General features: G+C 28.4%; 12 protein-coding genes. 9 read left to right on the forward strand and 3 right to left on the reverse strand.

Features of this window, described 5'->3' with window-relative positions; translation table 11 throughout:
* The first annotated feature begins 9 nt into the window (after nt 1-9).
* Together KMP11_RS06360 and KMP11_RS06365 are read left to right on the forward strand one after the other, a co-directional pair.
* Entirely contained in the window at nt 10-924 is a 915-nt protein-coding gene (locus KMP11_RS06360; RefSeq protein WP_215756537.1) for a PTS system mannose/fructose/sorbose family transporter subunit IID, read from the forward strand.
* A gap of 20 nt (nt 925-944) precedes the next feature.
* A complete protein-coding gene (locus KMP11_RS06365) occupies nt 945-1,310 on the forward strand; it encodes a DUF956 family protein (protein ID WP_215756538.1) in 366 nt (121 codons plus the stop codon).
* A gap of 622 nt (nt 1,311-1,932) precedes the next feature.
* Here KMP11_RS06365 and ychF read toward each other — a convergent pair.
* Complete coding sequence (gene ychF / locus KMP11_RS06370) at nt 1,933-3,033, reverse strand: redox-regulated ATPase YchF (RefSeq protein WP_216279766.1); 1,101 nt, start codon at nt 3,031-3,033, stop codon at nt 1,933-1,935.
* Between the two features lie 212 nt (nt 3,034-3,245).
* Between ychF and KMP11_RS06375 the strand changes: the two genes are divergently transcribed.
* The gene (locus KMP11_RS06375) at nt 3,246-4,217 is read left to right on the forward strand and encodes a lysylphosphatidylglycerol synthase domain-containing protein (RefSeq protein ID WP_215756541.1); all 972 of its coding nucleotides are present in this window, start codon (nt 3,246-3,248) and stop codon (nt 4,215-4,217) included.
* The gene (locus KMP11_RS06380) at nt 4,214-4,816 is read left to right on the forward strand and encodes a glycerol-3-phosphate acyltransferase (RefSeq protein ID WP_216279767.1); all 603 of its coding nucleotides are present in this window, start codon (nt 4,214-4,216) and stop codon (nt 4,814-4,816) included. Before KMP11_RS06375 ends, KMP11_RS06380 begins: the two co-directional genes overlap by 4 nt.
* An 876-nt stretch (nt 4,817-5,692) precedes the next feature.
* Here the strand turns inward: KMP11_RS06380 and KMP11_RS06385 are convergent.
* A complete protein-coding gene (locus KMP11_RS06385) occupies nt 5,693-6,427 on the reverse strand; it encodes a GTP pyrophosphokinase (protein WP_216279768.1) in 735 nt (244 codons plus the stop codon).
* A 21-nt stretch (nt 6,428-6,448) separates the two neighbouring features.
* A complete protein-coding gene (locus KMP11_RS06390; RefSeq protein WP_216279769.1) occupies nt 6,449-8,617 on the reverse strand; it encodes a hypothetical protein in 2,169 nt (722 codons plus the stop codon).
* Nucleotides 8,618-8,829: 212 nt separating this feature from the next.
* Here KMP11_RS06390 and KMP11_RS06395 point away from each other — a divergent pair, with 212 nt between their 5' ends.
* The 5 genes from KMP11_RS06395 (at nt 8,830) to KMP11_RS06415 (ending at nt 12,990) form a co-directional block, all read left to right on the forward strand.
* Nucleotides 8,830-10,290: a DEAD/DEAH box helicase gene (locus KMP11_RS06395; protein WP_216279770.1), complete on the forward strand. Its 1,461-nt coding sequence runs from the start codon at nt 8,830-8,832 to the stop codon at nt 10,288-10,290.
* A 7-nt stretch (nt 10,291-10,297) separates the two neighbouring features.
* Nucleotides 10,298-10,897: a ComF family protein gene (locus tag KMP11_RS06400; RefSeq protein WP_216279771.1), complete on the forward strand. Its 600-nt coding sequence runs from the start codon at nt 10,298-10,300 to the stop codon at nt 10,895-10,897.
* Nucleotides 10,898-11,047: 150 nt separating this feature from the next.
* Nucleotides 11,048-11,593: a ribosome hibernation-promoting factor, HPF/YfiA family gene (gene hpf, locus KMP11_RS06405; RefSeq protein WP_215756548.1), complete on the forward strand. Its 546-nt coding sequence runs from the start codon at nt 11,048-11,050 to the stop codon at nt 11,591-11,593.
* Nucleotides 11,594-11,668: 75 nt separating this feature from the next.
* Entirely contained in the window at nt 11,669-12,397 is a 729-nt protein-coding gene (locus KMP11_RS06410; RefSeq protein WP_216279772.1) for a gamma-glutamyl-gamma-aminobutyrate hydrolase family protein, read from the forward strand.
* A 17-nt stretch (nt 12,398-12,414) separates the two neighbouring features.
* Nucleotides 12,415-12,990 carry a DJ-1 family glyoxalase III gene (locus KMP11_RS06415; protein ID WP_216279773.1) on the forward strand — a complete coding sequence of 192 codons (576 nt, stop codon included), beginning with the start codon at nt 12,415-12,417 and terminating at the stop codon, nt 12,988-12,990.
* The last annotated feature ends 217 nt before the right edge of the window (nt 12,991-13,207 follow it).

Below are 13,207 nucleotides of genomic sequence, written 5' to 3' on the forward strand. Positions count from 1 at the left end.
GGTAAGAGTATGACAGAAAATAAAGTAATATTAACAAAAAAAGATCGTCGTAGTGTTATGCTTCGTTCACAACTTTTACAAGGTTCTTGGAACTATGAACGTATGCAAAATGGTGGTTGGGCCTATGCTTTAATCCCTGCCTTGAAAAAATTATATACCTCAAAAGAAGAACGTTCAGCAGCTTTAGAACGACACTTAGAATTTTTCAATACACATCCATATATTGCAGCTCCAATTTTAGGGGTAACATTAGCACTAGAAGAAGAACGTGCAAATGGTGCAAATATTAATGATTCTGCTATTCAAGGGGTTAAAGTCGGTATGATGGGACCTTTAGCAGGTATTGGGGACCCAGTATTCTGGTTTACGGTACGTCCAATTTTAGGTGCGATTGCAGCATCATTGGCCATTGGTGGTTCTATTATTGCTCCATTATTCTTCTTTGTTGTATGGAATGTTATTCGTGTATCATTCTTATGGTATACACAAGAATTTGGATATAAGCAAGGTTCAGAAATCACAAAAGATTTATCTGGTGGCTTATTGCAAACTATTACAAAAGGAGCATCTATTTTAGGGATGTTTGTTATGGGGATTTTAGTACAACGTTGGACGTCTATTAACTTCCCAACGGTAATATCAAAAGTAACATTATCTGAAGGAGCCTATGTGAATTTCCCAGAAGGTAACGTTTCTAGTGAGCAATTACAACGAATTTTAGGAGAAGTGGCAAGCGGAAAAGCAATTTCTCCAGAAAAAGTAACAACATTACAAGATAACTTGAATCAGTTAGTTCCAGGTTTTGCAGCCTTATTATTAACTTTCTTATGTATGTGGTTATTGAAGAAAAAAGTAAACCCAATTATTATCATCTTCGGATTATTTATTGTGGGTATCTTAGGACATTTAGTAGGTATTTTATAGGACTGAAGGGATAATATGAAATGGTGGCATCACAAAATACAAAAGTAGATTTTAAAACAAAAGCAAATTCTTTTCACAGTGGCATTACAGCTAAAAATGGTTCCATTTTAATTGGTGATAAAGCAATTGAGTTTTATTATGAAAAAAATCCGAATGATTTTGTGCAAATTCCGTGGCAAGAAATTGATAAGGTAAGAGCTCAACTTTACTTCAATAATCGTTATATTCGCGGTTTTTTCGTTGACACTAAGAAAAATGGTAGTTTTAACTTTGTCGTCAAAGATGCTGGTAAAGCATTAAAAATTATGCGTGAATATTTAGGTAATGATAAAATAGTCAAAAATGTACCATTTCTTTCTTTAAAATCCTTATTTAAAAGAAAATAATAATTTCTATAAAGTTGTATGATTTTATAGAAAGTTGAGACTGTTGACAAATTAAAGTGTCAACAGTCTTTTTTTATCAGGCCTTAAGTAGTAGGGCTTAGCCAGGTGTAGAGGAGTCATGGCAGGCTAATAATTAGATTACAATATCTGATACGATAAGACACTTAAAAGAGCTATAATAGAGAAAAGAAAAAGGGGCTAGAAAACTATGCCTATAAAGAAAATCACTCAAAGGGCCAACGAGAATCTATTGAAAAAAACTTTTTAACTAGACTCATAAAATTATCTCTAAAAGCAGTAAAGAAAGTAGGACTAATCCAGAAAGTTGTTATTAGTATGGCTTCATAAAGAAAAGAATTTATAGACTTAGCCCAGACTTACGTGCATGATAAACACAATTTTATTGTAAGCTTATTTATTAGACCCAGCAGAAATTTAGACGATAGTCTGCCTTATGTGTCCTTATTAGACTATATTGTGGACAAATTTAATTTTGATGTTAATTGTTTAGCCTTAGATAGGGGCGATTATTATAAAAAGAAATTTTAAAATTTTAAGAATATATTTTTTAGTGATTTTTCTAGTAAATATTACAGAAAAAATCTTTTTAACTAATAAATTTTTAAACATTAAATCTAAATAACATTATATCTCCGTCTTTTACTTCGTATTCTTTGCCTTCAAGGCGAACTTTGCCAGCTTCTTTTGCTTTTAGCATAGAGCCGTATTCTAGTAAATCATCATAGCTTATAGTTTCAGCACGGATAAAGCCTCTCTCAAAGTCTGAGTGAATAATTCCTGCACATTCTGGAGCAAGCATTCCTTTTCTAAAAGTCCAAGCTCGAACTTCTTGTACTCCAGCTGTAAAATAAGTTGCTAGCCCTAATAAAGAATAACTGGCTTTTATTAGTTTATCAAGCCCACTTTCTTCAATGCCTAATTCTTCTAAAAACATTGCCTTTTCTTCATCTTCTAAAGATGCAATTTCTTCTTCTATTTTTGCACAAATAACGATAACTTGGCTAGCCTCACCAGCGGCAAATTCTTTTACAGATTTTACAAATTTATTGTTATCAATATCTAGTAGATCATCTTCACCCACATTAGCAACATAAAGCATAGGTTTTAATGTTAGTAAATGTAAATTTTTTGCTATTTTTTCTTCTTCCTTATCAAATTCTAATAATCTAGCTGGTTTTTCTTCTTTTAAAATATCTCTTACCTTGCTTAATACTTCAAATTCTAGCAGAGCATCTTTGTCTTTTTGTTTAGCCATTTTTTCTACACGGCCGATACGTTTTTCAACACTCTCAAGATCAGCTAAAATTAATTCTAAATTAATTACTTCTATATCGTATATGGGGTCTACGCCACCTGCAACGTGACTTATATTTTCATCTTCAAAACAACGAACAACTTGACAAATTGCATCAACTTCTCTTATGTGGCTAAGAAACTTATTTCCTAGTCCCTCTCCCTTTGATGCCCCCTTAACTATTCCTGCAATATCAGTAAATTCAAATGAAGTTGGTACAGTTTTTTTTGGTGTAACAAGTTCTGTTAATTTTGTTAATCTGTGGTCGGGTACTTCTACAATTCCTACATTGGGGTCGATTGTTGCAAAAGGATAGTTGGCGGCCAATGCTCCTGCCTTTGTAATTGCGTTAAATAGTGTCGATTTTCCTACGTTTGGTAAACCTACAATTCCTGCTGTTAATGCCATTAATTTGTTTCTCCTAAAATTTTATTTTTAATTTTTTTATTATAAATTATGTCTAGTTCAAAGTCAAATAAATCTAGTGTTTATAATATTTAGTGTAGATTTAAAAATTTAAGTTTGCTAGGTTACTTTTTTGTTACAAAAATTATGAAAGATTGAAAAAAAGAGTAATAAATGTTATCATAATAAGGAAATTTAATTATAAGGAATATTTAATGGAAACTAATAAAAAAAATAAATATTCCAATATTCTAAAAGCGTGTATTCAAATACTTGTAGGTTCAATTATTTTTTATATGATATATTCCTACTTCAAAAAAGAAATTATTTCCCTAGATTTAGAAAAAGTAAAAAGTCTAATATTGGATTTGGGAGAGGTAAAATTTTTAATAATTATTCTTCTAGGAACATTTGGAATGGCAATACTATCCCTGTATGATTTTTTTGTATTACGTGCAATAGCAATGCACAAAAATTTATCTACTCTAAGAATCTTTAAAATTAGTTTTATGACTAATTCCCTAAATATGATTTTAGGTTTTGGCGGTTTTATTGGAGCGGGTTTGCGTTATTATATGTATAAGCCCTATTCAAAGGATAATAAAAAATTAGTAGTAGCTATCGGAATGATAATTATATCTATGTTGTCAGGTATAAGTTTATTATCCATCTTAGTAATTTTAGGTTTTTTACCAGGTGAAGATTTGTATTCAAAAAATATTAGTCTCTATTATTTTTTAATAAGCATGTCATTATTCTTACCTATCTATCTATTTATAAATTTAAGAAAACCTAAAATAAAAACAGATAAATTTTTATCTATTAAACTTGCTATTATTTCTTTTTTTGAATGGATATATGCAGCTTTCTTAGTTTTACTAATTCTCTACACATTCGAGGAGGATTTTGTACTTGACAAGGAACTTAGAATTATTGGAATAATAGTTATTGCATCAATAGCAGGTCTTATAACCATGATACCAGGTGGGGTTGGAACTTTTGATATTTTAGTTTTAGTAGGTTTAGCACGCTTAGGTTTCAGTTACGAAATAGTAGCCGCATCGATACTTATTTACAGACTGTCTTATTATGTTATACCATTTCTGCTAGGATTTTTACTTTTATTAACAGAAATTTTTACAGCATTTAAGAAAAAATTCTTTAACACTAAGGAGGGAATTTTATGATAATTAATATAATATATTTTATCTTTGCCTATTTACTGGGAAATGTTCTGGGTGGAAAAATAATTTCTATTTTATATAAAGAAGACTTTTCACAATATGGTTCTGGTAATATAGGAGCAAGAAATGCAGGTCGCATACTTGGCCCAAAAGCATTTTTATTTGTAGCAACAGTAGATATATTTAAAGGTTTTTTAATAGTTATTATGTTAAAACTTTTCAATGCAGAAGCAAAAATTATAGCAATCTGTATCTTGCTTGTAGTCTTGGGCCATATTAAGCCAATAGCTTTTGGCTTTAAAGGTGGAAAGGGGGTTGCAACATTTGTTGGAACACTCTTAGCCCTGTCGCCAAATTTAGTATTCGTATTAATTCTAGGATTCCTGCTAATATCATTTATAACAAGAAGTACAACAATAGGTTTTTATAGTACCCTGCCAAGTTTAATATATATCCACTACTTAGATTTTAGGTCACTAACGGCAAGTGCAGTACTAGCCCTAGTACTTGCTCTGCTTTTCTTTGTAGCAAGAGAAGATATTAAAAAAGCATTCAAAAAATACTTTGCACCAGTTAGAAAACGACCAGTAAAAAGAACATAAAAACTCTCCAAAATTTTGGAGAGTTTTTTTAATTTCAGCAACTTAGGAAAAATATAAAATAATTAAATTTAAAAATTTTTAATATTTTAGAAATAATTTTTTAAATTTTATTTCTTGAAGATTATAAAAATATAAATTTTATGAAGATAGACTTAATTAATAAAAAATAAAATTTTTCACCCTATTACAAGAAATCTAAATTATTATTTTAACTGCTTAATAATTTTAATATTATAAATATCAAACTTTAGTTTTATTTTAAATTATAAATCTTAAATAAAATATTAAAATTTACCCTTAAAGTAGATATTAAATTTTAATATTAAAACATTTCACCGTCAATTATTTCTGCATCTCCATTAAAAAGATATGCAGGAATTTTTATCGCCTCTGGATTGTCAGAATTTTCTATTTTTTACCTGTAAACTTTCTTTACAGTCTGATAAGTATTGTCTGCCATAAAAGCATAATATATATATATAACATATTCATTAATATCTTTTGTCTTATCTTCAAAAAATTTTTCTATTGCCCCAACCTTGCTACTATATAATAATTCTAATTCCTATTTATTCATTTTAATACTCCTTTTTTATTGTTTCATTACTATATAATAAATAAAATAAATTTTAAAATTATATTTCAAAAATATCTATTTATAATTTTTATTTTTATAGCAAATATGCATTTTCTCTTTAAAGATAAATACAGAAATTTTTATTAATATTTTATTTTTTAATAGATATGGACTCAGAAATAATTTTAATATTAATATTTTTATAATTTAAGTAGTATAAAAATTTTTAAATTTTAAAAATGATGTAATTCTTATATAATTTTTTTAATCTAACTAAAAGATTAGACTTTTGTCTAATCTTATATTATTGATATGTCTAATTTTTTTAGTTTTTCTATAAATTTTTCTTCTTGACTTTTTTCTATTTTTAAATTATTAATTGATTCTCTTATGCTTTGCATTTTCATATCTGTTTGTGCAATGCTTTCTGCACATTGTCTTAATTCTTCAATTATACTGTCCGCTTCATCGAGTTCTGTTTTTTTATAACGCATTTGATGTTCGAGTGTTGCCCAAAAATCCATTGCTATGGTTCTGATTTGTACTTCTACCTTGACTTCTTTTGTAGTGTCTGCAAAGAAAACTGGTATTTTTACGATTAAGTGCAAACTTCTGTAACCATTTGGTTTGGGATTTGAAATATAGTCTTTTCGAGTTAAGAGTTCAACATCATTCTGACGAATTAATGAGTCTGCTATTTTATAAATATCGTCTATGTAGTTACAAATTACCCTAACCCCTGCTATGTCTTCAATATATTTTTCTATACTCTCTACATCAGTAGCAATTCCCCTACGGCGTATTTTTTCCATAAGGCTTGAATTGCTTTTTAACCTAGAGTGAATAGAGCTTATTGGATTACGTTGATGTTTTATTTTAAATTCTGAATTTAGAATATCAAACTTTGTGCGAATTTCTTTAATGGCACAATCGTAAGCCAACATCATATCTTTATAATCAAGTACTGTATCCACTACCGACATGAAATAATTAGTAACTTGATTCTCTAATGCTTTTTGTAAATAATTTTCCATTGTTATCTCCTAATAGAGTTTTTATTTTAAAAAGTTTAGTGGTCCTAAGGCCCTATATATTGGATTGCTATAATCTCTTTCAAAACTTGAATTTAAAATATTTTCTGTATATATATGATTGCTTAAAATATCCTTATCTTCTATACCTCCGATTAGTACAAAATGTGCTATAAATGTTAAATTTTTATCTGGAACGATAGTTTCAAATTCTTGTAAAGAAATTTTTTCTCCAAGTTTTACAAGTCTACTACTCCCATCCTTGCTTTTAACTGTAAGAGGTAGGGTTGATGTGAAATGTGAAAATTTAAAATGTGAATTTGCTAGTAGTAGTAACCTATTATCAGCCAGCATATTTTTTATACTCAATCCTTGTTTACAGTCAATCACATTTCCATCTTGATTAGCAACAAATATTTCTCCTTGCCCATTTGTTTCAAGAGAAATTTTATAAGTTTCTAAATATTGAGCATTAAAAATAAGATTTTGTCCCTTGCTTGTTAAAACGTGGGCTAGATCAATATTTTTTAAAATGTAATCCTTGTTTCTGACTAAAATTTTTCCATCTACTTCAATCTTATAATCAAGGTTTGCAGTCCAGCCTAAAAATTCTTTACTACTTCCTTGACTGCTGGGTAAGTTTATAGTGTCAATTCTTCTGCCTGCTAAAACTTCTTGGCCGTCAGATAAAAATTTGTCGATACCTTCTCCAACAAACTTGACATTGACCCAGTCTTCTTCATTTTTTTTGAAATATATTTCTAGTGTTATATCTTCTTTAATCAAAGTTTCTGGATTTAATTTTTTTCTATTGACACGATATTCTAAAACATAGCCCTCCGATGCTTTTATGTTTGGCCTAAGTTTTTCTAAAAGTTCTCCTATTGGTTTGGTGGCACTCCATTCTATATCCTTATTTTCAATGCTAGCATCGACACTGCCGAAACGTTTATTATAATCATCTTGGCGAACCATTATCTTATATGTTTTTTCTTTGTAGTTGGGTTTTATAGTAATACTGTTATCAACTACTACATCGTCAAGCTTAGTTGCTATTTTTTCTTCCTTGGTTTCAGCGTCTATCACTGTATAATTTTCTATATTATAATTTTCTTTTTGGAAATCAGACAGGTCTAACTTGCTAAGTTTATCTCCTGTGGCAAGAGTAAATTCTTTTTCTAAGTCATCATTTTGAACTTTTATTTTAGTATTATAAATGGCTTTTACTAAAATGTCATCATTAACTACTCCCTCATAATTTCTAAAATCTAGACTGCCGATACGGTAAGACAAAAAGGAATAATTTTCATTATCTGTTTTAACTTCTATAAGCTCCCTACTATTATTTATTTTGAAATCTGAAAATCTTGAACCTTTTTTTATATAAAGATTCCTATTATTTTCTTTTAAAATACTCGGATATGTAATTTTTACTTTTGCCCACTGATTTTCTACTCGGCTAAGGTCTATTACTATATCTTTAGCAAAAAGTGGAATTTGTAGTTTGTCATTATCAAGAATATTTTTTATTCCGTCTATTTTAATTTGACTTGCTTCATAAGAAAAATATCTGTCAACAGAATATTTTTTCAAGTCTGAAAATTTTAAATTAACTTTATTATCTTCAACCTCATAGTCGGAGAAAATAATGTTATTACTATAGACTAGCTTGTCCCCCTCTTTAATAGTCAGATTATATTCTCTTGGTGTGTAGTAGTACTTGCTGTCTTGAGAATATAATTTTTCAACAACCTTATTGTTTTTAATTTTAAAACTTTCTGTCCTAAACATTAGACTCATATTATTTTTTATCAGACCTAAAATCTTAGAATCGGTAATTGACAAATTTCCTGAATTATTAACTTGATACCTAAAAATTTCTTTTTTTTTGCTTTCTTCATCAAGACTATAAACTACCAAAAATTTATAGCTATCCTTGTCATAAGTAGGTAATTGTAAATTTAACTCTAGTTTGCTAAGTCCGTCATCAAAATTACTAATTAATTCAGGAGACTTAGCCTGATTATCTTCTTTTTGAAACAGGGGAAAAGTAACAATATCTTTAAGTTGATTTGGTAATATATCCCTAGCTTCTAAAAAATTTACCTCTTGTGCTTTTGCATTCTTATTTGAAAAATCACTAGCACATAAAAGAACTGACAAAGCAAAAACTGAAATAAAAATTTTCTTCATGGCTAAAACTCCTTTCTTTAATAATTTTAATTTACAACATTATACTATTTACTAGATTTTAGGTCAATTTATCTCAAGATAATTATATAATAAGCCTAGCTATTTAATAGTAGAATTTAATACTATTATATTATTTTTAACCATAATTTAACCTAAAATTGTTTTACTAAATATTTTTTATTTTGTATAATTGGGCTAGAGGAAGTGGTTTTATGTATTTTGATGAATATAGTGAGTTTATTCACGCTTTTTATAGTGCTTATTACAGTAGTTATGACGAAAAAATTAAAAATAAAATTTTAGATGATGTTTATAGTGAGTACCTAGAATCTGATTTTTTTGATAGCCAAATTGACAACTTATTTTTAGAATTAAAAAATCAAAATTTCGAGGCTCAAATAGATTATGATTTTTTAGAAAAATATAATGGTAGAATATTTTCTATTCAGGAATTATTGGCTAAAAAAGTTAAAATTCATTATTTAGTTGCTAGCCAGTATGTGCAAAAAATACTTACCCTAAAAAATAATAAGTGCTTGCAATGTGGTAATAAAAAAGATTTTTTCAGTTATCAAAATAGTTTCAGCCAAGTTACCTACTGTAAAAAATGTTTGCACTTGGGTATTAGTGATAATATAAATTTTAAATTTATTATTAACTATCCTAATAAAATTGATTATAGCGGTCTAAACTTTCCAAATATATCTCTAAGTTCTGAACAAGACAAGGTTTCTAAAAAATTATTAGAAAATATTAAAGTAGGAAAAAACTCTCTTGTTTGGGCAGTGTGTGGGGCTGGAAAAACAGAAATTATCTACGAAACTTTATTTTATAGTTTGAAGCTCGGTAAAAAAGTTTGCATAGCCATACCTCGCAAGGATATTGTAAAAGAACTTGCTCTGAGAATAAAAAAGGATTTTGCTTTAGATATAAATATTTTGCATGGCGATGAAAAAATTTTACTCTCTTCTTCTATTTATATAATGACTACTCATCAACTTACTAAATACTACAAATTTTTCGATTTAGTAATTGTTGATGAAGTTGATGCTTTCCCCTATAATAGCGACAGCATCTTAGAATATGGTCTTGAAAAATCCTTAATAGATAAGGCAAATATAATATTTTTATCAGCAACCCCATCTAAAAAAATTAAAAATTTTGTAGATGATATTTTTAAAATTCCTATTCGCTATCACAAACACCTCCTGCCCCTGCCCAAAATTTCTTGTGAAAAAGATAGGCTAGAAAATTTTATAGCTGAGATAAAATCTACTAACAGACGGGCTTTAATATTTGTAGCGGATATAAAAACAGGTAAAGAACTTGCTAAAAAATTAAATTTACCCTTTGTGAGTAGCAAGGAAGAAAAACGTAATGAAATTCTTGAAAATTTTTATAATAAAAAATTTAATATCCTAATAACTACCACCATACTAGAACGTGGAGTAACCTTTGACTATCTTGATGTTTTAGTCTTTGACGCTAGCCACCAACACTTTACCAAAGAAGCCCTTATTCAAATAGCTGGGCGTGTCGGCAGAAAAGATTATGACACAAGCGGGCAGATAATATTTTTTGCTGATAAAAAAACGAAGAATATGACTTTGGCAATAAAAGAAATAAGATATATGAACGCCTTAGCCAAATATAGAAAATTAAATATAAGGTAGAAAATTTATGAAATGTGATTTTTGTGAAAAAAATATAAAAAATAAAATAGGCTTTGCTAATATTTTTAAAAGTTCAGAAAGTATTTGCCAAGAATGTAAAAAAATTTTAGCTGTAAAAATTAATAAAATAAATTATACTCACTACTACCTTGCAAATTATGAGGATATAAAAGAAATAATTTTTGCTATAAAATATTTTGGGCATACCGAACAAGCAAAAAAATTTAGCTTGTCTTTAAGAAATTTTATAAAAAATAATAATTTTGATTTAATCACTCTAGCTCCGACCAATAAAACTAGAGAAGCCATAAGGGGTTTTAATCATGTAGCCCTTATATGTCAAATCTGTAAAATTAATTATACAGAAATTTTTAGTGAAAATTATCGTCCAAAGCAGGCTAAAATACACAGCAAAAGAAATTTTCACAAAGTAAGTATCCTAGATAATAAAAAAGATTTTTTAAAAAATGTAAAATCAATTTTAATTATTGATGATATTTTTACGAGTGGCAAAACTTTATTATCCCTAGCTAGGGAACTTGAAAATTTTAATTCTCATATAAGTATTTCATTTCTAACCCTAGCCAAAAGTAATAAAAATTTCTAATTAAGATAAAATAATATTTATAAAGCAAGCTAATTTTGCATTCATTAATATTGATATTGTTTCCATAAAATGATATAATATAAATATAGAATATTATGGGGTCAAAAGACCTTAAAAGTAGTTTTCTACTTTTGAAAGGAGTGCTTAATTATGTTAAGATATCAAGTAAGAGGAGAAAACCTAGAAATTACTCCATCAATTAGAGAATATGTAGAAAATAAAGTTGCAAAACTGGAAAAATACTTCTCTAGTGAACTAGATGCAAATGTTTATGCTAATGCTAAAGTGTATAAAAACGGTAATCAAAAAATTGAAATTACAGTTCCCTTAAAAGGAGTTACACTTCGTGCAGAAGAAACAAATACTGACCTTTATGCAGCAGTAGATATAGCAGTTGACAAGTTAGAACGTCAAATGAGAAAACATAAAACAAGAATAAATCGTAAAGGTAAAGAAAAAGGAATTGTATCTGAAGCCTTACTAACAAATGAGTTAGAAGCTACAGAAGAAGATAAATTAGAATTTGTAAAAGTTAAAAAAGTTCCTGCCAACTTAATGAACAAAGAAGAAGCTATTTTACAAATGGAACTTATAGGACATGATTTCTTTATATTCCTTGATGAAGAGACTAGCGAATTTTCTGTTGCTTACAAGCGTAAAGACGGTAAATACGGAGTACTAGAGTTAGAAAAATAAACTTTAAGTTATAATTTCAAAAGATACAAGCTGTTAAGTTTGTATCTTTTTTATCAAAATAAAAAGGAGATTGATATGCGTCCAATTATTGGAATAGTTACAAGTCAGCTAAATGAGCAAATAAAAGAATTAAGCTATACAGAGATAGCCTATACACCCCTAGAAACGATAGAGGGAATTTACAAGGCAGGAGGAAGCCCATTTCTCCTACCCATTACAGATAAAAAATTAGCAAAACAATACGCCAAAGAAATAGATGGTTTAGTCTTATCGGGTGGTCATGATGTTAGCCCTATTTTTTACGGTGAAGAACCCTCTCCAAACCTTAAAGAAACTTTGCCACCACGTGATGAATTTGAAATAGAGTTAGTAAAAGAAATATTAATTTTACAAAAACCGATTTTTGCAATATGTCGAGGCTTGCAAATTTTAAATGTAGCCTTGGGAGGAAATTTACACCAAGACATAGACAGTCTTGACAAAACAAGAATCAAACATCTACAAACAACCCACCCAAAATTTTCTAGCCATTCTGTAAATATTGAAAAAGATAGTTTACTTTATAAATTACTAGGTAAGACAACTTTGGTAAATACCCTACACCACCAAGCCATAAAAACTTTGGGGCAAGACTTAATCGCAACAGCCTTTAGTAGCGACGGCTATATAGAAGCAGTAGAATCAAAAATTCCAGAGCAATATATCATGGCTGTTCAGTGGCACCCAGAAATATTATTAATAAATGATAATGAAGAAGCAAAAAAATTATTTTCAAACTTTGTAGAAAATTGTAAAAAAAAATAAAATTATAGGAGAAAAATATGACGAAAAAAGTAGCCTTATTTATAGAAAATGGAAGTGAAGAATTAGAATTTATCGCTCCTCTAGATGTTATGCGACGTGGAGGTTTGCATGTAGATTTAATATCTGCAAATGAAGAATATCAAGTAACAAGCTCGCATGGCGTAAAAATAACTGCTGATAAAAAAATTTCAGAAATAAAAAATATTTTAGAATATGATGCAATCGTTGTTCCAGGAGGTTTACCCGGAGCTGAATATTTAAAAAATAATAATAAACTAATAGAATTTTTTAAAACTATGTATGAAAATAAAAAATTAGTTGCCGCTATTTGTGCATCTCCCGTAGTTTTAAATGAAGCTGGTATTACTAAAAATAAAAATATTACCTGCTATCCAGGTTTTGAAAAAAATATTGACTACAAAAATTACTCTAGCACAAAAGCAGTTGTGTTAGATGAAAATGTTATTACCAGTCAAGGTCCGGCTGTTGCCCTCCTATTCGGTTTAGAAATATTACAATATCTACTGGGAGAAGAAGCTAGTAATAATGTAGCTAAACCAATGCTTATTGATGTTTTGAAAAATAATTTGTAACTAGTAACAAGGTATGCTTACCATATCCCAAAAAGAATTTTTAACTACTAAGAAAAAAATATTTTTTACTACTCCCTTATTACTACTACAATTAAATTATTTTATAAAAAACAAAACTTGAAGAAATTTTTTCTCCAAGTTTTCTATTATAAATTTCACAATATATCTAAAGTTCCGCAATAATAATTTAATATAAAAAAATTGCTAATTATTAATA

It is taken from the genome of Gemella sp. zg-570 (genome assembly GCF_018866345.1).
Taxonomy (GTDB): Bacteria; Bacillota; Bacilli; order Staphylococcales; family Gemellaceae; genus Gemelliphila.